The sequence below is a fragment of the uncultured Adlercreutzia sp. genome, assembly GCA_910585575.1.
Classification (GTDB): domain Bacteria; phylum Actinomycetota; class Coriobacteriia; order Coriobacteriales; family Eggerthellaceae; genus Adlercreutzia.
In genome coordinates, this window is the sequence record CAJUFS010000021.1 from 21,734 (window position 1) to 40,859 (window position 19,126).

Here is a 19,126-nt window from a genome sequence, read left to right on the forward strand (position 1 = left end):
CAGGGGATCTCTGGACGCTTGAGAAACGGGATATGCGGTTATCCCATGACGTTTTCCCAGTTCAAGCGGAGGGTTTATAGGGTGGTTTAAAGCTTTAAACTTCTTTTTCCTCGTTGGTCGATGCGGGATTTTTCGCGGGGCGGCATAGTTCGTCTCGCAGCGAGGGTGCTGCAGGAACGGCAGCCGAGGCTGCGGTCGTCTCCAAGGGCGGGACGGCCTTACGAGAGAGGGAAGGGAACCCATCATGAGCAACGCAAAGAACGTATCTCGTCGTGACCTGTTCAAGTTCGGCGGCCTGGCCGCCATGGGCGTCGCCACTGCCGGCGCGCTGGCTGGCTGCGGGCAGCCGAAGCTGGCCAGCACCGGTAGCGCCGCCGCCGAGGACGGTTCCACCTATATGGGCCCCAGCTTCCTGCAGAAGCCGGCGGAGATTACCGACTTCGCCGAGACCCATGAGTTCGACGTGGTAGTGGTAGGCGCCGGCGAGTCGGGCCTTTCCGCCATGCATGCCGCCTTGGAGGCCGGCGCTACGGTGGGCGCGCTGCAGAGCCTGTCCATTGTGCAGACCGCAGGCAACATGGGCGCCTCCATCGATCTGACCAAGACCAGCGAGGCCGGCATCAAGGCGGCGCTGTCCTTCATCAACTACAAGAGCGACTATCGTGCCAACATGGGTCAGGTGGAAACCTGGGCCCGCAACTCCCAGGAAGCGCTGGCCTGGTGGGCCGATGCGGCCGCTCAGGGCGGCAGCGAGTCGCAGCCCTACGACTACACGGTGAATTGCAACGGCCACGAGGTGTTCTTCCATGCCAACACTTACTTCCATGACGAGGGCCACCAGAAGGGCGCGCTCATCATCGGCGACGCCGTGCAGGCCGAGGGCGCCGAGATCTTCTTCGAGACTCCCTGCGTGCAGCTGTACGTGGAGGACGGCCGCGTGGCCGGCGCCATCGGCGAGACGGCCGACGGCTCGCACATCCTGCTGAAGGCCGCCAAGGGCGTCATCATGGCTGCCGGTGACTACGTGGGCGACTCCGAGATGCTCGAGTTCTTCACCCCCGACGCGAAGGGCCTGCACCAGGCCGTGGACTTCCGCAACGGCACGGGCCTGAAGGCCGCTCTGTGGGCCGGTGCTCAGATGTGCCCCGCCTCCCACACCAAGATGGTGCACGGCGAGGGCCCGAAGGTGCGCTTCGAGATGCCCTACCTGTTCCTGGACCGTCATGGCAAGCGTTTCATGGACGAGGGCTGCTGCCGCATGGGCTACCTGAACGAGTTCACCAACAAGTACCTGGCCGAGGTCGACTTTGCCGACTCCACCGCCGTGAAGTTCTTCTCCATCGTGCCCACGAACTGGGAAGAGCACTACGAGGAGTGGAAGGACTTCTCCGACATCTCCATCCACAACGCCTACCGCAACGTGGACCCGGAGGCCTGGATCAAGGGCGACACCCTGGAGGAGCTGGCCGCGAACATGATTGCCTACGCCGACCAGGAGCAGTGGGCCCACGATTACACCGTCGAGGCCATTGTGGAGTCCATCAACCGCTACAACGAGCTGGTGAAGGCCGGCAAGGGCGATGAGGACTTCGGCAAGCGCGACGAGTACATGGTGCCCATCGAGGCTCCCTGCTACGCGGTGCCCCGCGGCGCCAACAACATCGATGCGCTGGTGGACGGCTTGTGGTGCGACGACCACTTCCAGTGCCTCGACGCCAACATGCAGCCGATCGAGGGCCTGTTCGCCGTGGGCAACGCCTCTGGTCCGTTCTTCGGCAACAGCAACTACCCGATGGACATCGAGGGCCTGTCCGTAGGCCGCGCCATCACCACCGGCTTTGCCACGGGTCGCTACGTGGCTGGCCTCTAGGCTCTCCCGAACGCCGAGCTGCTCCCTCCCCAAGCTCGGCGCATTCCCTCCGGGCCGGCGACCGTTGCAGGTCGCCGGCCTTTTGTGCAAAAATTGATTCCTTGAACAATTGACTTCTTGTTAAACGATGGGGAAGGGGAGGCAGTGCTCGGGGAACGCGAAAGCGCGGCGGAACGCCGTGCGCTGATGGCGGGCGGCCGCCTCTATATAGTGGCCTACGGGTGCGCCCGCGCCTGGGCGACGCTTACCTTTACGGGAACGGGCGCGGCGGTGCTGGCGGAGGTGCCGTGGAGTTTCGATCCGCACCTTACCTTCGATGCGGCTTATATTGCCATCAGCCTCTTGCTGGTGCTGTGCTTCCGACGGTTTATTCCCTTGAACGAAAACCGATGGGTGAAGACGGCGTCGGCGGCTGGTATGGTGGTGGCGTCGCTGTGCTGTGTGGCAGCGTGGTGGTTGCCCGCATTCTCGTTCCCGTTGATGATAATCGGGTCGTTGGCGGCGGGTCTGGGCTATGGGCTGTTTCTGCTGCTGGCGGCCGAGGTGCTGGCCACCTTCAGCTTGCTGCGCATCTTCTTGTTCCTGTCCGCGGCCATGCTGCTGGGCACCGTGATCACGTTCTTCTGCCAGTCGATGACGGGCGTAGCTGCCCAGGCGGCGCTGGTGCTCTTGCCGGTGCTGGCGGCGCTCTACCTGCAGAACGCCTATGGCCAGGTGCCGACGGCCGAGCGGCCCAAGCGCGGTGTGCCGAAGTTCTCCTATCCGTGGAAGCTGTTCGCGCTGTACGGCCTGTACGCGTTTGCCTACGGCATGCGCGCCAACCAGCTGACGGCCGGAGCCGGCCAGCATTCGTCTGTTTCTACGTTTGTGCTGATGGCGGTCTTGTTCCTGACGGCGTACTTTGCCTCGAAGCGCTTCAACATCGGGCTTTTGTACCGTTCGCCCGTGGTGCTCATGGTGTGCGGCTTTTTGCTGGTGCCCGCCGAGAGCCTGCTGGGCAGCGCCGCCTCCAGCTGGCTTATCTCCATTAGCTTCTCGCTCATGTCATTCCTGGTCATGTTTCTGCTCTACGACATCTCCAAGCGCATGGGCGTGGCCATTGTGGCGTTCATGGCGGTGAAGAATGCCGAGCAGCTGTTCCAGGTGTTGGGCGGGGCGGCCACCGACGGGCTGGGACTTTTGGGGCTGCCGGCAGCCACTGAGAACGTGGTGGTGACAGCTATTGTGGGGGTGCTCATCCTGGCGGCCACGGTGCTGCTGTTCTCGGAGAAAGAGCTGGCCAGCAAGTGGGGCGTGGGCATTCTGGATGCCGGCGGCCTGGTGGAGCGCACGGAAGAAGAGGAGCAGACAGCCGTGCGCGTCCAGGAACTGGCGGAGACCTATCGCCTGAGCCCGCGCGAAACCGAGGTGCTGGCGCTGTTGGCCGAGAGAAAAACCGGTCGCGTCATTCAGCAGGAGCTGTTCATTGCCGAGGGCACGTTCAAGGCCCACACGCGCCATATCTACGAGAAGGTGGGGGTCAACTCCCGCAAGGAGCTTTTCGAGGTTATGGGTATTGCCCAGCGGGCGTAAGGGGAAGGGGAGGGTCGTTCACGAGCCGTCCGCGGACATTTTTTGAAGAGGCGCCCTTGGCCTCTTGACGGCGCCGTTCTTCGCCCTATACTAGATAAGCTGCTCAAATCAGCAGCAACCGAACAGAACTGTTCCGCTACTTAAGACAGCAGGCACCCGCCGCGCGGCCCGCCAGGGAAGCGCTCAAGGTTTAATCGCGCAAGCGGCCCGCCGAGGTGGTCGACAAGATTCGCTTCCGTGAATTCGTGCGGCCTCCGTCTTATGGGCGGGGGCCGTTTCCTTTTCAGGCAGGCGGCCCACCCGTGAAGGGCGGAACCCGAGTGCTTGAAAAGGAGGTGTACGTACCCTATGCCCAATGCTCAGAACAAAGAGATGCTCGCTGCCATCAAGGAGGATCTCGACGGCGCTTCCGCCATGTGGGTGGTCGACTACCGTGGTCTGACCGTGAAGGAGATGCAGCAGCTGCGTCGCGATATCCGCGAGGCCGGCTCGGTCATCAAGGTTTACAAGAACACGCTGGTTCACCTGGCCCTGGCCGAGGCCGAGCTGCCCACGCTGGACGATCTGCTGGAAGGCCCCAGCGCCTTCGTGTTCGCCGGCGGTGATGTGGCTGCTTCCGCCAAGGCGGTGAAGAACTTTGCCAAGGCGAACGAGAACCTGGAGATCAAGGGCGGCCTGATGGAAGGCGCTGCCGTTTCCGCCACCGAGGTGGAGGCCATCGCGTCCCTGCCCTCTCGCGAGGAGCTCATGGCGAAGATCGCCGGTGCTATTTCCGGTGTCGCTCGCGGTCTGGCCACCAGCATCAACGGTGTGCCCCGTGGCATGGCCCAGGTCATCAAGGCCGTGGCCGATCAGAAGGAAGCTGCCTAACAGCTCGCGCGGCCTGAGACGGGTCGCTTAGAAACAAGAAAACTTGCGGTCGGCGCAAAGAGGTGCCGGCCCCCTTTGAAAGGAAACTAACATGGCTGTTACCCGTGAAGAGATTCTTGAGGCTCTGAAGGAGATGTCCCTGCTCGAGGCTTCCGAGCTCGTGAAGGACATCGAGGAGACCTTCGGCGTGTCCGCCGCTGCCCCCGTGGCTGTGGCTGCCGCTGGTGCTGCTCCGGCTGAGGGCGGCGCTGCCGAGGAGAAGTCCGACTTCGACGTTGTGCTCGAGGGCTTCGGCGACAACAAGATCGCCGTCATCAAGGTTGTCCGCGAGATCACCGGCCTGGGCCTGAAGGAGGCCAAGGAGGTCGTCGAGGGCGCTCCGAAGCCGGTCGCCGAGGGCGTGAACAAGGAGAAGGCCGAGGAGATCAAGGGCAAGCTGGAGGAAGCCGGCGCCGCTGTGACCCTGAAGTAAATTCGCGCAAGCGAACACTTCTCCAACCTTTACGGTTATGCAAGAACCCCCGCTTTGGCGGGGGTTCTTTTGTTGCGTACGGCTGTTTGTTAGTATGCGCGGGGCAGGGGTGGGGCAAATGGCTGCATATTGACGATTTTGGAGCGAAAGCGCTCGAAACGAAGGTTGTTCGAGTCGGATTGGCTGAGAAACAGCGATTTTGGAACCACGATCGTAAAAGGATGTTCCAAGACCGTCGTTTCGCAGCCAATTGAAGGGGGATAAGCAGTGTTTTGGCGATGGTCGGTTCCAAAATCGAACTTTCGCAGCCAATCCGCCCTGCCTTACTGCAGAAATGGGATTCCAGCCAACTGAATTAAGACTATGGCCGAGCAAGCCACTCCTGCAGGCTGTCGATGTCGCGCTGGGCTTGGGCTTGGCCGGTTTCGTAGGATTTGACGAGGGCCTGGTAGTCGGTGGTTTTGTTGGTGACCTCCATGGTGTCGGGGTAGAACACCCAGGCGGCGCCCGATTGCTCGAGCTGCTCGATTTCGTCGCACAACTGGTTGTAGGGCTGCCAGCGCGCTATAGTGCGCTCGGCCACGAGGGGATGCTTGCGGAAGGCGGCGCGGAACAGGGCCTGGGCTCCACGCCCCATGGGTTTCTTGCGGTAGCCGCGGGGCTGCGTGCGGATGATGCAGAAGCGTTCGAAGCCGTCGGCGCGGGCGGCGTTCAGCAGAATGCCCCAGCTGTCGCCCATGCCACCGTCCACGTAGGTGCGCCCGGCAACAGTAGTGGGCGGCATAAAAATGGGCATGGTGGACGAAGCGCGTACCATGAGTCCCACGTCATGGGCGTTTACCATGTCGGCCTTGGTCCAGGCAACGGTTTCGCCGGTATCCCAGTCCATGGCCTCGATGTGTAGGTCGGCGGGATTGGCGCGGAAGGTGTTCCAGTCGAAGCGCATGGGATCGTCGGGCGGTGCCGTTTCAATGAGCTCCTCGTAGAGGTAGGGACCGTTGAAGTACCCGGTGCCGCGCAAAAAGCTGCCCCAGCCGCCGAAGCGGGGGTACTGCACCAGCTCCACGAAGGAGGCGCGAGCGCGGACAGGGTCGCGCACCAGGTAGTTCACCGTGTGGCTGGATCCCGCAGAAATGCCGTAGACCTTTCCGAAGTTGAGGTTGCGGGCCAGCAGTTCCACCACCATGGGAGCCGTGTAGCTGTTGCGCATGCCGCCGCCCTCGAAGATGAGCGCCACATCGGGCTGGTTGATAGCAAGATCGGCAGGGCGGCTCGTGGGACGTTGGTCCGCGCCGCTGCCATTGGCCGCAAGGGCGTCCGTCTTAGGTGCGTCAGTTTCGACGTCAGTTGAACTGGCTTGCGCGGGGCATCTATGGGGGGAGTTCTCGATCACGGAAATCACGCTTTCTCGACACGAAAAAAGGGAGCTCCGAAGAGCTCCCTTTTAGTATAAGCCTTTGGGCGCGCGGTTCGTTACTCGGCGTAGCGGTACAGGGCGGCGATGGGCTGGTCGGTGGGCATCTGATCCTGCTCGACGATGTAGATGTGAGCATCCTGGAGCAGGGCGGCCTTGGCGAAGGCATCGGTGATGTCGGGCGCGGCCGGATCGATGTAGCCGTTGTCGACCGGGTTGGCGTTGGGATCAAAGGTGACGGTGCCGGTGTTGATGTCGAAGCCGCCGGGGAGCACCTTGCCCTTCACCATGAACAGGGCCTTCACGCGACGCTCGGCCAGGGCCATGCCGATGTTGTCCCAGTCGTCCGAGGCCTTGTTGTGGGCCTTGTCGCCGGCGAACTTCTCGGCGGTTTCCTTGATGTTCGCATCGCGGATGCCGTCCATAACGGCCAGGGACTCTTCGAGCAGCTCCTTGCCGTTCAAGCCGGCGGGGTCCTTCTCGATGCCCACGGGCAGCAGGTGGCGCAGGGTGGAAATCTTGCGGAACTCGTTCACGTACTCAGGATCGCAGCACAGGATGATGGGGGTGGTGTCGTCGCGCACCAGATAGTCGTCCACGGCCTTGTTCACGTAGCGGAACCACTGCTGGGCGTCTTCCTTCTTCACCTCGTTGCGGCTCTTGCGGTCGTGGTACTGGGAATCGTGGCCCTCAAGGCTCACGAAGTCCAGGGCGCCTTCCTCGTGCTTGCGCACGTCGGCCTCGGTTTCATCGCTGTCGGCGAACAGCTGGCTGAAGTAGTCGTGCACTTCTTTCGGGAGTTCCTGGCGCGTGGCGTGGGTGCGGTCGCCCTTTACCCAGCTGAAGCGGTCGTTGCCCAGCTCCAGCACGTAGTACTCGGTGCCGTACTGGAAGTTGCGCAGCAGCGGCTTCACGAAGTAGGTCTCGCCGGCGGCCACCATGGGCTCGGGGGCGAAGAACAGGTTGTACACGTACACGGCGTCGTTGCTCATGAGGAAGCCCAGGCCCTCGCCGGCGTGAATCCACAGCGGCATATCGGCGTGGTCGAGCAGATACTTGGCGCGCTTCTCGATGCCCTTGTAGGCGTCCTTGTCGTAGGACTCGGCCAGCGTGCGCTCGGCGTCCTTCATAAGATCCTTGAACATGTCGGCGTCCCACTCGTCGCGGCGCTCTTCGCGCTCGGAATGATGCACCGGAATGTACAGCGAGACCACCGGGGCAGTAACATTCTCAAGAATGGACGGATCGAACCCCTCCATTACGTGAATGCTCTCGTCGGTGAGGCGCTGAGTCTCCTTCTCGTCTTTCATGTCAAACCTCCATAGTGGTTGGGAACCAACAGTTGGCGCTGCCGGCCGGGCCGTGCGCCCGGGACGCGCTTGGGCGCGTTTGCATCGCGTGATAAAAGCATAGCCCCCCGACGCTGGTTCGGGGGGCTATGGACGGGTCTGTGAACTTCTGGTTGCCGAAATGCTGATTTAGGAGGTTGGTATTCGCGTTGTGACCGGAGGACGGGTGCGGAACGAAGGGCGGGAGCGCTTCGGGGCTCCGTGCCGCCAGGGCGGCTGGGACCTATCCTGGCGGCAGCCTACTTCTTGACGTTCATGGCGCGCATGGCGTTGAGGATGGCGATGACGGCCACGCCCACATCGGCGAAGACGGCCATCCACATGTTGGCAATGCCGAAGGCGGCCAGGATGAGCACGGCGAACTTGATCCCGAGGGCGAACACGATGTTCTGCCACACAATGGCCATGGTCTTGCGGGCCACGCCAATGGCGCGGGCGATGGAGCGCGGGTCGTCGTCCATGAGCACCACATCGGCGGCCTCGATGGCGGCGTCGGAGCCCATGGCACCCATGGCGATGCCGATGTCGGCGCGGGTGAGCACCGGGGCGTCGTTGATGCCGTCGCCCACGAAGGCCAGCTTGCCGTTGCCACGGGTCTGCTCCTCGGTGGCGTGCAGCAGACGCTCCACTTCCTCCACTTTGTTCTGGGGAAGCAGCTCGGCGCGCACTTCGCCGATGCCCAGCTTCTCGGCCACGGCGCGGGCCACGTCGGTGCGGTCGCCGGTGAGCATGACGGTCTTGCGCACGCCGGCGTCGCGCAGGGCGGTGATGGCTTCTACGGCCGTGGGCTTGATGGTGTCGGCAATGATGATGTAGCCGGCATAGCGGCCGTCCACGGCCACGTGAAGCACGGTGCCCACGGCGTCGGGGGCGTCGAAGGCAATGCCGTGATCGGCCATGAGCTTGTCGTTGCCCACGAAGACCTGCTTGCCGTCGATGACGGCCTCCACGCCGCGGCCGCTGACCTCCTCGACGCGATCGATGCGGTCATGATCGATGTCGCGTCCGAAGGCGGCGCGCACGGAAGCGGCGATGGGGTGGGTGGAGTAGGCCTCGGCCAGAGCGGCTACGGCAATGAGGTCGTCAGGACTCATGCCGGCCGCCGGGCGGATTTCCGTGACGGCGAAGGTGCCATCGGTCAGAGTGCCGGTCTTGTCAAAGACCACGGTTTCGGTGGAGGCCAGGGCCTCCAGGTAGTTCGAGCCCTTCACCAGAATGCCCAGGCGCGAGGCGCCGCCGATGCCGCCGAAGAACGACAGGGGCACCGAGATGACCAGGGCGCAGGGGCACGAGACCACCAGGAAGGTAAGGCCGCGCAGGATCCAGTCGGACCACTGGCCGCCGAACAGCAGCGGCGGAATAACGGCCAGCAGGGCGGCCACGCCCACTACCACCGGCGTGTAGACGCGGGCAAAGCGGGTGATGAAGTTCTCGGTGCGGGCTTTCTTCTCGGCGGCGTTCTCTACCAGCTCCAGAATGCGGCTCACGGTGGAGTCCTCGTAGGCCTTGCTGGCGCGCACCACCAGCTTGCCAGTAAGGTTCACGCAGCCGGAAATGACCTCGTCGCCGGGCTTCGCCATGCGCGGCACCGATTCGCCGGTCAGGGCGGCGGTATCGATCTGGCTGTCGCCGTCGACAATGGTGCCGTCAAGCGGAATGCGCTCGCCGGGCATGACAATGAACTCGTCGTCGGGGGCCAGCTCGAAGGGATCCACCTGCTCTAGCTTGCCCTCTACCATGACGTTGGCGAATTCCGGGGCAATGTCCATCATGTCGGCGATGGACTTGCGGGATTTGTCCACGGCGTAGCTTTGGAACAGCTCGCCTACCTGGAAGAACAGCATAACCGCTGCGCCCTCGGCCATGTGCGGGTCGGTGTCGGGGAAAAACACCAGCGCGAAGGCGCCGAAGGTGGCGATGGTCATGAGGAAGTCCTCATCGAGGGCGTGGCCGTGGGCCAAGCCGCGCAGGGCACCGCCGATGACGTCGTAGCCGGCGATGAGGTAGGGGATAAGGAAGAGGACGAACTCGGCGTAGATGGCGCCGGGGTCGCCGAACAGGTTGTGCAGGACGCCCGTGAGGCTGGCGGCTTCGATGGCGGCGAACAGCACCAGGGCGATGATGATGCGCGTCAAGAGGCGCTTTTGCTTGGGACTCATAATGGATCCTTTGGGAAGCTAGCGGACGATGCGGCAGTCTTTTTCGTAGCTGGTGCAGACGGCTTGGGCGGCGTCCAGGATGGGGGCCAGTTCGTCGGCATTGGCGGCGTCGGCGTCGATCATCAGCTTGCTGGTCATGAACGAGATGGAGGCCTTGTTCACGCCGGGCAGCTCGTTGATGCCGGCTTCCATTTTGGCGGCGCAGTTGGCGCAGTCGAGGTTCTCGAGCTTGAACGACTTTCGCATGATTGGTCCTTTCCTTGGGGTGCAGCTTAGCGGGTGCGGGCTTGGCTTGCGGCGCCCGCGGGGGTTTATTCCGAACGGTTATTCGCAGACGTGGGTCATGCCCTGGGCGAGCATGGTGTAGACGTGGTCGTCGGACAGGGCGTAGATGACGTTCTTGCCGGCGCGTTCGGCGCGGACGAGACGCGCTTGCTTCAAGGTGCGCAGCTGATGGCTGACGGCGCTTTGGGAGCATCCCACGGCCTCGGCAATTTCGTTGACGGGAAGATCGCGGCCCATAAGGGCGAACAGAATCTTGATGCGCGTGGTATCCGAGAAGGCCTTGAACAGGTCGGCGACGTCGAACAGCAGCTCCTCGTCGGGCATTTCCTCGAAGAGGGGGCCGGTGGCATCGCGGTTGCAGCCGCAGGGGCAGTCGGCAAGCTGGGCCTGGGCGTCGCGCACGACGGCGAAGGCTTCTTGCTCGATGGTGGTCGGTTGGCTCATGGCGTCTCCTTATGAACATTACAACATATGAGCAACTGTTCATAAGTATAGGCATGGCGCGTGTGCTGTCAAGGGGGAGGGGGAGGGTTTTTGAGTGAGCGAAGACTTGGGAGCGACCTGAGGCGCACGGAGGGCCGAGGACCGCGCTTGCGAGAGCTCGAGAGGGGAGACGGTTCTTCTCATGAACAATGACCTTTTCGCACCAAGTTGTAACGATGCGTTACGGCACCGTTTGTCCTCTTCGCCGAGGGGAGGGGTAGGATAAAAAACGCAAGGCGCGCACGATGCCACGGATCGACCGGGCTTATCTTGGCTGGCTGGTTTGACGGCGCTGGACTTTGGCCGGCGTTTCCACCATGCGCGTGCGGTCTCAGAAGAAAGGTAAGAACTATGAGTGCCTATGAAGTTGTTGATGCCCACTACGTTGAGGAGCATATTGGCAAGATGCCTCTGGTGGACGTCCGCCCGACCCTACGTTTCGATACGGGTCACATTCCCACGGCCGTCAATATTCGCCTTGACGTGGCACAGATGACCGACGATGCCGGCGCCGAGCTGGCGGAGATGTTCCAGGATCACGGCATTGGCCAGCACGATGCCGCCATTGTGTACTGCCAGTGCGGCCCTCATGCCAAGATGGCGTGCGAACTTTTGGCCGAGCAGGGTTATGACCAGCTGCGCCTGTACCAGGGCAGCATGGACGACTGGATCAAGGATCCGGCTCGTCCGGTAGAGACAGCGGGCGAAAGCTTCGTGAAGTAAATCGAGCCCCACGGAAAGTTTCATGCGCAGTCGGAGGTGGTGAAGCGGACAGGTCCGCACGCCGCCTCCGCGGCGTATCGGGGCTCGGGGGAAAGTGAGTCCATGATGATGCAGCGAGACGGAAAGAACGGGACGCCGGGGGCGAAGGGCCCTGGAGCCCATGCGAGTGCCCCGGCGGAAGGGACCGAAGATCGGACGGGAGCCGCGGCTGCGGCTTCGGCGAAACGCCCCAGCGCCGGTGCGGTGGTAAAGCACGTGGTGACGAGCCTGCCGTTCATCCTGCTGGTGGCGGTAGGCGCCGGATTGGTGCTGGGATGGCTGGCCCCGGAAAGCGTCATGAGCGTGGTGGCTACCATCGGCGATGTGCTGCGCCAGATTATTGTGTTCTGCGTGCCGCTGATCATCATCGGGTTCATTGCCCCCTCTATTGCGCGGCTTGGGTCGAACGTATCGCGCATTTTGGGCGTGGCGGTGCTGCTGGCCTACGTGTCTACCCTAGGCGCAGCGCTGCTCTCCATGGCGGCGGGCTACGGCATCATTCCGCATCTGGCCCTGGCGGAAAGTGTCGAGCCGCTGCGTGAGATTCCCGATCTCAACTTCCCCTTGGAAATTCCCGCCATCATGTCGGTGACCAGCGCTTTGGCCCTGGCGCTTATGATTGGCCTGGCGGCGGTGTGGGCCAAGGCCGACCGCTTCACCGAGCTGCTGATGGAGTTCCAGCGCATGGTGCTTACCATCGTGGTGAAGATTGTCATCCCTCTGCTGCCGTTCTTTATTGTGTGCACCTTCGCCACCTTGTCCTACGAGGGGGTGGTTACCAGCCAGCTGCCCGTGTTCATCGTGGTTATTGCCATTGTGCTGGTGGGGCACTTCATTTGGCTGGGCGTGCTGTACGGGGCGGCGGGCGCCTATTCGCGCACGAACCCCTGGGAGGTGCTGAAGCATTACGGATCGGCCTATCTGACGGCGGTGGGCACCATGTCGTCGGCGGCCACCTTGGGCGTGGCGCTGGAGTGCGCCGGCCAGGCGAAGACGCTGCGCCGCGACATGGTCAGCTTCGGCGTGCCGCTGTTCGCCAACATTCATCTGTGCGGCTCGGTGCTGACCGAGGTGTTCTTCTGCATGGTGGTGTCGCAGATTCTGTACGGCGGCCTGCCCAGTCTGCCCACCATGTTGGTGTTCTGCGTGTTGCTGGGCGTGTTCGCCATTGGTGCGCCCGGGGTGCCGGGCGGTACGGTCATGGCGTCGTTGGGCCTGGTCACGGGGTTGCTGGGCTTTGATGGAGCCGGCACGGCCCTGGTGCTGACGGTGTTCGCGCTGCAGGACAGCTTCGGCACGGCCTGCAACATTACCGGCGACGGCGCGTTGACGCTGATGCTGTCGGGCTATGCGAACAAGCATCATATGCCTGATCAGAGCGACGTGACGTTCTTCGATGGCGAAATTGCCGAAGGCGCGGGCGTAGGTCGGGGCAAGCCGGCCGACGAGGGCGCCACCAGTGAAGCGGGCGCGGAGACGTTAGAGGACCAGGCGCGCGGCGTCGCGACGGGGCGCCATTAACGGGCTGTGGCAACGCGCTACGGAACTGTGACGGCTTGGGTCCGCGGGCTTGCTTTCGCGGGTTTCTCGCTAGTATGAGGGAAACGACGAAAGGGGCTTTCCATGGACGAGCGCACGAAGCAGAACGATACGGAAACGACAGCGGGTCATATTGAGCTGCCCGAGCCCATTCCCGGGTTCAACGAGTTCGGCCACATACCGCTGGAGAAGCTGCACAACACTCGCGACTTGGGCGGCCTGCCAGCGGCCGATGGTCGTCGCATTCGACCGGCGCAGCTGCTGCGCTCGGGGTGCCTGCATAAGGCCAGCGAACAGGATATTGCCACATTGTTGGCCGACTATCGTCTGGAAGGCGTGGTGGATTTCCGCACTGCGGTGGAGCGCAGCAAAGAGCCCGACCCGCGGGAGCTCATGGAAGGCGTGGTGTTCTACGACTTCCCGGCTTTCAGCATGGAGGCGGTGGGCATTACCCACGGGGCCAGCTTGGCCCAGGAATTGAAGGCGCTTTCGGCCGATTCGGCGCGGCCACACGAGATGGTGCGCAGCCTGTACCCCAAGATGCTGCTGGGCGATGAGGGCCGCGAGTCCTATCGCTCGTTTATGGACGTGCTGTTGGAGGGCAATGGCGGCGCGTACCTGTGGCACTGCACCGAGGGCAAGGACCGTGCCGGTTTGGCGGCGGTCATTGTGGAGCGCGCCCTGGGCGTGCCCGAGGAATTCGTGAAGCGCGATTACCTGGCCACGAACTTGTTCGTGCGCAATAGGGCCGAGACCATGCTGGACGCTGTGCGGGACAAGCTGCATCTGTTGAAGGGCGTCGACGCCGATGTGGACTCGCTGTTCTACGCATTCTCCGACTACTACGAGGCGGCCATGACAGCAGTGGAGAAGGAGTACGGCTCCTTCTCCACGTATCTGGAGCGCGGGCTGGACTTCGGCCCCGACAAGCAGAAGGCGCTGCGGGAGAAGTATCTGGCGTAGGCGCGTGTGTGCGGCTCTTGCGCACCGGGGTGCGTCGTGCGGCTGCTTGTGCGCTGCGAGCGCGGAGCGGCGCGGTTTCGCAACGGGCTCGTGCGCTTAGCGAGAATTCGACGATTGGAAACAAAGCCCCTGGCTGGCTGGGTGTAGAATTCGGAAAAACGTTAGCGACATCCTAGGAGGAACCGTGGCAGAGTCCGCAACCCCGGAGCAGAAGGTCATCGTCGTCGATTTCGGCGCGCAGTACGGGCAGCTGATCGCCCGTCGCGTGCGCGATTTGCACGTGTACTCGGAAATCGTGCCCTGTGACATTACCGCCGCCGAGGTGCGCGCCATGGCGCCGGCGGCCATTATCCTGTCCGGTGGCCCGGCCAGCGTGTACGCGGAAGACGCCCCCTCCATCGACCCCGAGATTCTGGCCCTGGGCATTCCGGTGCTGGGTTTCTGCTACGGCCAGCAGGCCATGGCCGTGGCCCTCGGCGGCGAAGTGGGCCATACCGAGAAGGGCGAGTACGGCCCGGCGCTTATTACGCGGGCCAGCGAGTCGGCCCTGTTCGACGGCACCCCGGGCGAGCAGACCGTGTGGATGAGCCATCGCGACGCTGTGAGCCGCGTGCCCGAGGGCTTCACGGTGAGCTCGCGCACCGAGGTGTGCCCCGTGGCCTCCATGGAGTATCCGGAGCGCAAGCTGTACGCCACCCAGTTCCACCCCGAGGTGCGCCACACCGAGTTCGGCCAGACCATGCTGCGCAACTTCCTGTTCAACGTGTGCGAGCTGACGCCCGACTGGACCATGGACTCCATCATCGAGGACTCGGTGGCGGCCATTCGCGAGGAAGTGGGGGAGGACCGCGTCATTCTGGGCCTTTCCGGCGGCGTGGACTCGTCGGTGGTGGCGGCCCTGTGCGCCAAGGCCATCGGCAAGCAGCTGACCTGCGTATTCGTGAACCACGGCTTTCTGCGCAAGGGCGAGCCGGAGGAAGTGGAAGAGGTGTTCACGAAGCAGTTCGATGTGGACTTCATCCATGTGCACGCCGAGGAGCGCTACCTGGAGCTTTTGCGCGGTGTGACCGACCCTGAGGAGAAGCGCCGCATCATCGGCACCCAGTTCTGGAAGGAGTTCTTCGCCGTGGCCGAGGACCTGGCCGACGACGGACGCCCCGTGAAGTTCCTGGCTCAGGGCACTATCTACCCCGACATCATCGAGAGCGGCGCGCGCAAGACCGGCGGCAAGGCGAGCACCATCAAGAGCCACCACAACCTCATTCCCTTCCCCGAGGGCGTGCATTTCGACCTGATCGAGCCCCTGGACCACTTCTTCAAGGACGAGGTGCGCGCGCTGGGCACCGCCCTGGGGCTGCCCGACTATATAGTGCATCGCCAGCCCTTCCCGGGCCCGGGCCTGGCCATCCGCATCATCGGCGAGGTGACGGCCGAGAAGCTTGAGATCCTGAAGAACGCCGACCTGATTGTGCGTGAAGAGTTGGACGCCTACAATGAGCGCCTGTTCGCCGAGACCGGCGAGCGCAACAGCGAGCATTCCGTGTGGCAGTACTTCGCCGCGCTGCCCGACATCCGCACCGTGGGCGTTATGGGCGACGAGCGCACCTACGCCCGCCCGGTGATCCTGCGCGCCGTGGAGAGCTCGGACGCCATGACCGCCGACTGGGCGAAGCTGCCCTACGACCTGCTGGGCCGCATGAGCAGCCGCATTGTGGCCGAAGTGCCGGGAGTGAACCGCGTGTTCTACGATGTGACGAGCAAGCCTCCCGCGACTATTGAGTTCGAGTAGGGGAAGCAAGTTCTGAAGCGCCAAGAGTGGTTTGTTTTTCGCATGATGGGTGATTTACGAGTTTGACGATAGGATTGATGCATGCGCGAATACCTTTACCTGTCAGTTCTTGATGACGGGGAGCGGTTCGAATTTGTTTCTTTGGACACCTTGAGTCATCCACTTGATTTTCTCGACGAGATTGAAAATGTCAGGAAAGATCACCGGGAAGCTGTCCATATTCATGGACTGAATCATAACGAAATCTATGGATGCTTTGGCCCGAGCGGCGAAGTATCTTTGTTTGAAGATGTCGTTCTTAAGGAGGCATGCGGCCTCAGAACATCCCCTAGACCCACGATCCAGTTCGAGCGCAGCATTCTCGAAGGAGACGAGATCAAGGCAAGTTGCGTAGAGATCCTGCGCAGTCGGGCACGGGGATCAACTGATGCGAAGATCGGAATTTGCCGCTGGCGGGACGAAGATGATCAATTTGCTCTTTTTCTCCTGATGAATGGCGAAGCGTATTCGTCTCAGGAGTGCTGTCAGCTTGCGATCGAGCAGCTGGCGAATGCGTGGTTAGAGCAAGAGGAGCCTTTCCTTCTTTGCAGGCAAGTTATGACGAATGGTTTTATGCTTCGCGGCGTAAGGGGCAAACGTATTATCTCACCGCACTTCAATGCCCAGGCCCATAGGTGGGAGCTTTTGCTGGAAGGAGCGCGAAGGCTGAGCCTTAGCGGCGATCCTCTCTACGTAGGGGCTCAGACGGATTCAGCTATTGTCGGTTCTTGGACGGAGCCAGATGTGGAGTCCATCATTCTGGATCCGTTGAATGGATTCGGTGTCTCCTTTGAGCCCTACGAGGTGGTAGAGGATTGGCTCAAGGCGCTACTTTATTGCTTTGCGCTTTCCTTTTACAGGGAGGAATGGAGCGGGGCAACCCTCAAAACAGTGTATTTTGAGTTTCTGAAGCTACTGAAAGAGCGTTTCCGTTTCGAGGAAGTCTCAGGAGTAGAATTGCCCGTTGGGGAAGACCTATATCTAAAAACGTTTAGGGAGATGGCGCGGCGTTGCGCCGACTTCCTTCGTGGAATTGAGGAATCTGAGCTCACGAGACGTTTTGCGTCCGAAACGCCCTCCAGAGTTTATCAGCTAAAGGCGTTGGCACCCTTGCTTGCGCGGCACGGGGTCCTGGATATTCGAAACTCACGAGAAAAGCCTTTCGACCGGGTTAGATTTGGGGAGCTTCTGAGTGCCTGCGACGCGGGGAATGCTGCGGAAAAGGGTCGCGCCCTCGAGGATGTTGCTGCCTGCATGCTGGAAGCGCTTCCTGCTTGGTGTTTGGCGGGTCGACGCGTTAGGGCGGATGATTGCGAGATTGATCTTTGCTATGTGAATCGTTCTCTAGATCAAAAGGCGTGGGACTTGGGTTGTATGCTGCTTGTGGAATGCAAAAATCGTGTCGAGCTGACTGGGATATCTGTGCTGAGAAACTTGTCTTTCGTGATGGATGCAAAGGGAGCAAAAGCGGGAATGGTCATTTCTGCTTCGAGGTTTAGCAAGGTCGTGCGAGACCAGGTTCGCAGGCTTGCACTTCAGGGCAAAATCATTTTCTTGGTAGACGGCGCATGTCTTGAAAGTATTGCGAAGGGAGCGCATCCAGATGTTGTCCTTAGTGAGCAATACGCTTCGCTTATGAATCGAATTGAAGATGATTTTGGCCTTTTGTGCTAATGCTGGGGCGATGTGCTCTTCGTGCCGTGTGCTGTCTGTGTTCGTTGAGGCTGAGAGGCACGCGAATATTGCGATCAATGAAATAGCATGCTCATGATGTTTTCGGCGGTTTCGCACGTGTCGGCAAATGATATGCCTGAGGCGTAGGAGTGATCTTTGACGTAGCTGTTCCATCTACGGGACATGATGTCGCTTGCTTTGACTGAAGCAAGGATATCTTTGTAGTCCTGGACAATGCCAAGGCTCCCGCGCTTTTCGCATGTTGCAGTGAGGGCTTCGCGCAGAAGGGGGATGTTGCATTCGGTTCCTCTTATGTGCCACAGTTCGTAAATGTCGTAGTGGTCGCGGAGACGTGTGTTTGCGGTACTGCGGGTTAGCACGGTTTCTAGTTTCTCGGCGAAAATTGTTTCCAAGGGATATGCTAGGATCCTTGCGCTCCCTTCGTCGAACGCAAAGGGGTACTCGTAGGTCATCGCTTCTGGAACTATCGCATCTCCAGTAGTAATGTCGACTTTGACTGGGATTGACATGGGCGCGTAGTTCGCTTTGAGGAAAACGCGTATTCCGGGATAATCATCGGTGTCGCGAATGTCCTCTGTTCTTGCAAATGCAAAGACGATGTCGTCGTCGACCTCTACTCGGCAGATGCCCCTAAACACCTCTTCGGCTTTCTGATGAGATAAGGTGAAATTTCTGATTGTGGTGTCGAGATCCTTTGTCGAACGACGATCGACGCCGATAAGCGAGCCGATGAGCATGCCTCCCTTCACGATTATGCTGCTCCGCCACGGGGATTTTGATATTCGGTCTATCAAACGTTCCAGCATGTAATTCTGCAGCATAAGTTGCGGTGAGACGCCGGCTTCTGCGGCACGCCTCTTGATGATTGCCTTAAGCTGCATGGCGTTATTCGTTCTCATGCGAGAACCTCCACGTAAGGTGCAATCTTGTTTTGGACACCGAGTTTGTCGGCGGTGTCGAGGAGTTTAGGGATGTTGCGTTTTGCCGATAACATATAAGTGGTTATAGCGGGAACAAGTGCTTGCATATTAGGAGAGGAGGTGCCTCGCACCATGTCGCAGAGGGTTCTCTCTGCGTCGTAGCAACGTACTTCGTTTCCGTAGGGGGTTGCTACTGTTGTAACTCCGAGGGTTAGAAGGTCGGCAGCGATCGTTTTTGCGCATATCCCCGAGGCTACAACCCGCGATGTATTGTAGCCACGGGGAAAGGTCATGGTGATTCGCTCTGGTGTGTCGTCGGATAAGTCTAGCAGGCTTAGCGCGGTCTCATGAGAGAGCACTCCCCGCCCGAAACGCCAGTTGGCCACAAGGTACTCGTCTTCCCATGTGCCAGGGGTGCAGTAGATGCCCCTTTCGATGCGCACGAGATCGCCCGACTGTACCGCGCGGGTAAGTGCCATAGCGGGAACTCCAGCGCTTACAACCTCAGAGGTAGCAACGAAGCCGTATCTGCGCTCGATCAACTTGTCTAGCCTCTCGTCCATTGTCCTCCAAATGTTATAATGATGCTATATAATTTGAAATATGTAGCATAATTATAACACCCGCGCAATCCGTTTTGACGCCAACCTCTCAGGGTGACAGGCCTGCTCTTATAGCGGCGCGGATTGATGCAGCTACTCTACTAAATCCTCCCGAGCTATGGAATAGTCGCAATAGTTTCATCTTGCAAAGGTTTTCGAATGTCTGGGGGCGCAGTCTCGTTCAAGACTGGAGCCGATTGATGCAGTATGCTAGAAATATGAATACACATGAGTCGCGATGTGAGATGCATTTTGGGCGCGAAGCGCCCGAATGCGTTGTTGCCCTGCTGCCCGGGATAGGGGAGCGGCGGCGGTACCGTGGGGTGGTGCAGCCGTTTGCGGC

At 61.1% G+C, this 19,126-nt stretch carries 16 protein-coding genes; 9 read left to right on the forward strand and 7 right to left on the reverse strand.

Annotation, left to right across the window (positions count from 1 at the left end; genetic code table 11):
* Nucleotides 1–244 precede the first annotated feature (244 nt).
* The 4 genes from QZ307_RS04290 to rplL all read left to right on the forward strand — a co-directional run bounded on the left by QZ307_RS04290 (nt 245) and on the right by rplL (nt 4,784).
* Nucleotides 245–1,870, forward strand: coding sequence for an FAD-binding protein (locus QZ307_RS04290; protein WP_295996349.1), 1,626 nt, complete (start codon nt 245–247; stop codon nt 1,868–1,870).
* A 144-nt stretch (nt 1,871–2,014) separates the two neighbouring features.
* On the forward strand, nt 2,015–3,442 hold the full coding sequence (locus QZ307_RS04295) for a helix-turn-helix transcriptional regulator (RefSeq protein ID WP_295996352.1): 1,428 nt from the start codon (nt 2,015–2,017) through the stop codon (nt 3,440–3,442).
* Nucleotides 3,443–3,790: 348 nt separating this feature from the next.
* On the forward strand, nt 3,791–4,312 hold the full coding sequence (rplJ, locus tag QZ307_RS04300) for a 50S ribosomal protein L10 (protein ID WP_295996355.1): 522 nt from the start codon (nt 3,791–3,793) through the stop codon (nt 4,310–4,312).
* Between the two features lie 91 nt (nt 4,313–4,403).
* Nucleotides 4,404–4,784, forward strand: a complete 381-nt coding sequence (gene rplL, locus QZ307_RS04305) for a 50S ribosomal protein L7/L12 (RefSeq protein WP_275206306.1) — start codon at nt 4,404–4,406, stop codon at nt 4,782–4,784.
* A 361-nt stretch (nt 4,785–5,145) separates the two neighbouring features.
* Here rplL and QZ307_RS04310 read toward each other — a convergent pair whose 3' ends face one another.
* From QZ307_RS04310 to QZ307_RS04330, 5 genes are all read right to left on the reverse strand, one after another.
* Entirely contained in the window at nt 5,146–6,177 is a 1,032-nt protein-coding gene (locus QZ307_RS04310; RefSeq protein WP_295996358.1) for a patatin-like phospholipase family protein, read from the reverse strand.
* An 80-nt stretch (nt 6,178–6,257) separates the two neighbouring features.
* Complete coding sequence (locus QZ307_RS04315) at nt 6,258–7,508, reverse strand: hypothetical protein (RefSeq protein WP_295996360.1); 1,251 nt, start codon at nt 7,506–7,508, stop codon at nt 6,258–6,260.
* Between the two features lie 278 nt (nt 7,509–7,786).
* A complete protein-coding gene (locus QZ307_RS04320) occupies nt 7,787–9,706 on the reverse strand; it encodes a heavy metal translocating P-type ATPase (protein ID WP_295996362.1) in 1,920 nt (639 codons plus the stop codon).
* Nucleotides 9,707–9,724: 18 nt separating this feature from the next.
* Entirely contained in the window at nt 9,725–9,952 is a 228-nt protein-coding gene (locus tag QZ307_RS04325; protein ID WP_295996365.1) for a cation transporter, read from the reverse strand.
* 78 nt (nt 9,953–10,030) lie between these two features.
* Nucleotides 10,031–10,315: a metalloregulator ArsR/SmtB family transcription factor gene (locus QZ307_RS04330; RefSeq protein WP_295996386.1), complete on the reverse strand. Its 285-nt coding sequence runs from the start codon at nt 10,313–10,315 to the stop codon at nt 10,031–10,033.
* Between the two features lie 510 nt (nt 10,316–10,825).
* Between QZ307_RS04330 and QZ307_RS04335 the strand changes: the two genes are divergently transcribed.
* The 5 genes from QZ307_RS04335 to QZ307_RS04355 all read left to right on the forward strand — a co-directional run bounded on the left by QZ307_RS04335 (nt 10,826) and on the right by QZ307_RS04355 (nt 17,240).
* Entirely contained in the window at nt 10,826–11,197 is a 372-nt protein-coding gene (locus QZ307_RS04335) for a sulfurtransferase (RefSeq protein WP_295996368.1), read from the forward strand.
* A 102-nt stretch (nt 11,198–11,299) separates the two neighbouring features.
* Nucleotides 11,300–12,757 (forward strand): dicarboxylate/amino acid:cation symporter, encoded by a 1,458-nt coding sequence (locus tag QZ307_RS04340; RefSeq protein ID WP_295996370.1) that lies wholly within the window; start codon nt 11,300–11,302, stop codon nt 12,755–12,757.
* A gap of 102 nt (nt 12,758–12,859) precedes the next feature.
* Entirely contained in the window at nt 12,860–13,738 is an 879-nt protein-coding gene (locus QZ307_RS04345) for a tyrosine-protein phosphatase (protein ID WP_295996374.1), read from the forward strand.
* A 184-nt stretch (nt 13,739–13,922) separates the two neighbouring features.
* Nucleotides 13,923–15,527 (forward strand): glutamine-hydrolyzing GMP synthase, encoded by a 1,605-nt coding sequence (guaA, locus tag QZ307_RS04350; protein ID WP_295996377.1) that lies wholly within the window; start codon nt 13,923–13,925, stop codon nt 15,525–15,527.
* Between the two features lie 81 nt (nt 15,528–15,608).
* Nucleotides 15,609–17,240: a restriction endonuclease gene (locus QZ307_RS04355; protein ID WP_295996380.1), complete on the forward strand. Its 1,632-nt coding sequence runs from the start codon at nt 15,609–15,611 to the stop codon at nt 17,238–17,240.
* A gap of 74 nt (nt 17,241–17,314) precedes the next feature.
* Here QZ307_RS04355 and QZ307_RS04360 read toward each other — a convergent pair whose 3' ends face one another.
* Together QZ307_RS04360 and QZ307_RS11070 are read right to left on the reverse strand one after the other, a co-directional pair.
* Nucleotides 17,315–18,160: a nucleotidyl transferase AbiEii/AbiGii toxin family protein gene (locus QZ307_RS04360; RefSeq protein WP_295996381.1), complete on the reverse strand. Its 846-nt coding sequence runs from the start codon at nt 18,158–18,160 to the stop codon at nt 17,315–17,317.
* A complete protein-coding gene (locus QZ307_RS11070) occupies nt 18,157–18,744 on the reverse strand; it encodes a type IV toxin-antitoxin system AbiEi family antitoxin domain-containing protein (RefSeq protein WP_304424718.1) in 588 nt (195 codons plus the stop codon). Before QZ307_RS11070 ends, QZ307_RS04360 begins: the two co-directional genes overlap by 4 nt.
* Nucleotides 18,745–19,126: the final 382 nt, after the last annotated feature.

Coding starts and splice junctions, on each gene's coding strand:
- QZ307_RS04360 (WP_295996381.1), bottom strand. CDS start 18,160: ATGAGAACGAATAACGCCATGCAGCTTAAGGCAATCATCAAGAGGCGT.
- rplL (WP_275206306.1), top strand. CDS start 4,404: ATGGCTGTTACCCGTGAAGAGATTCTTGAGGCTCTGAAGGAGATGTCC.
- QZ307_RS04340 (WP_295996370.1), top strand. CDS start 11,300: ATGATGATGCAGCGAGACGGAAAGAACGGGACGCCGGGGGCGAAGGGC.
- rplJ (WP_295996355.1), top strand. CDS start 3,791: ATGCCCAATGCTCAGAACAAAGAGATGCTCGCTGCCATCAAGGAGGAT.
- QZ307_RS04345 (WP_295996374.1), top strand. CDS start 12,860: ATGGACGAGCGCACGAAGCAGAACGATACGGAAACGACAGCGGGTCAT.
- QZ307_RS04290 (WP_295996349.1), top strand. CDS start 245: ATGAGCAACGCAAAGAACGTATCTCGTCGTGACCTGTTCAAGTTCGGC.
- QZ307_RS11070 (WP_304424718.1), bottom strand. CDS start 18,744: ATGGACGAGAGGCTAGACAAGTTGATCGAGCGCAGATACGGCTTCGTT.
- QZ307_RS04315 (WP_295996360.1), bottom strand. CDS start 7,508: ATGAAAGACGAGAAGGAGACTCAGCGCCTCACCGACGAGAGCATTCAC.
- QZ307_RS04355 (WP_295996380.1), top strand. CDS start 15,609: ATGCGCGAATACCTTTACCTGTCAGTTCTTGATGACGGGGAGCGGTTC.
- QZ307_RS04325 (WP_295996365.1), bottom strand. CDS start 9,952: ATGCGAAAGTCGTTCAAGCTCGAGAACCTCGACTGCGCCAACTGCGCC.
- QZ307_RS04335 (WP_295996368.1), top strand. CDS start 10,826: ATGAGTGCCTATGAAGTTGTTGATGCCCACTACGTTGAGGAGCATATT.
- QZ307_RS04320 (WP_295996362.1), bottom strand. CDS start 9,706: ATGAGTCCCAAGCAAAAGCGCCTCTTGACGCGCATCATCATCGCCCTG.
- QZ307_RS04330 (WP_295996386.1), bottom strand. CDS start 10,315: ATGCCCGACGAGGAGCTGCTGTTCGACGTCGCCGACCTGTTCAAGGCC.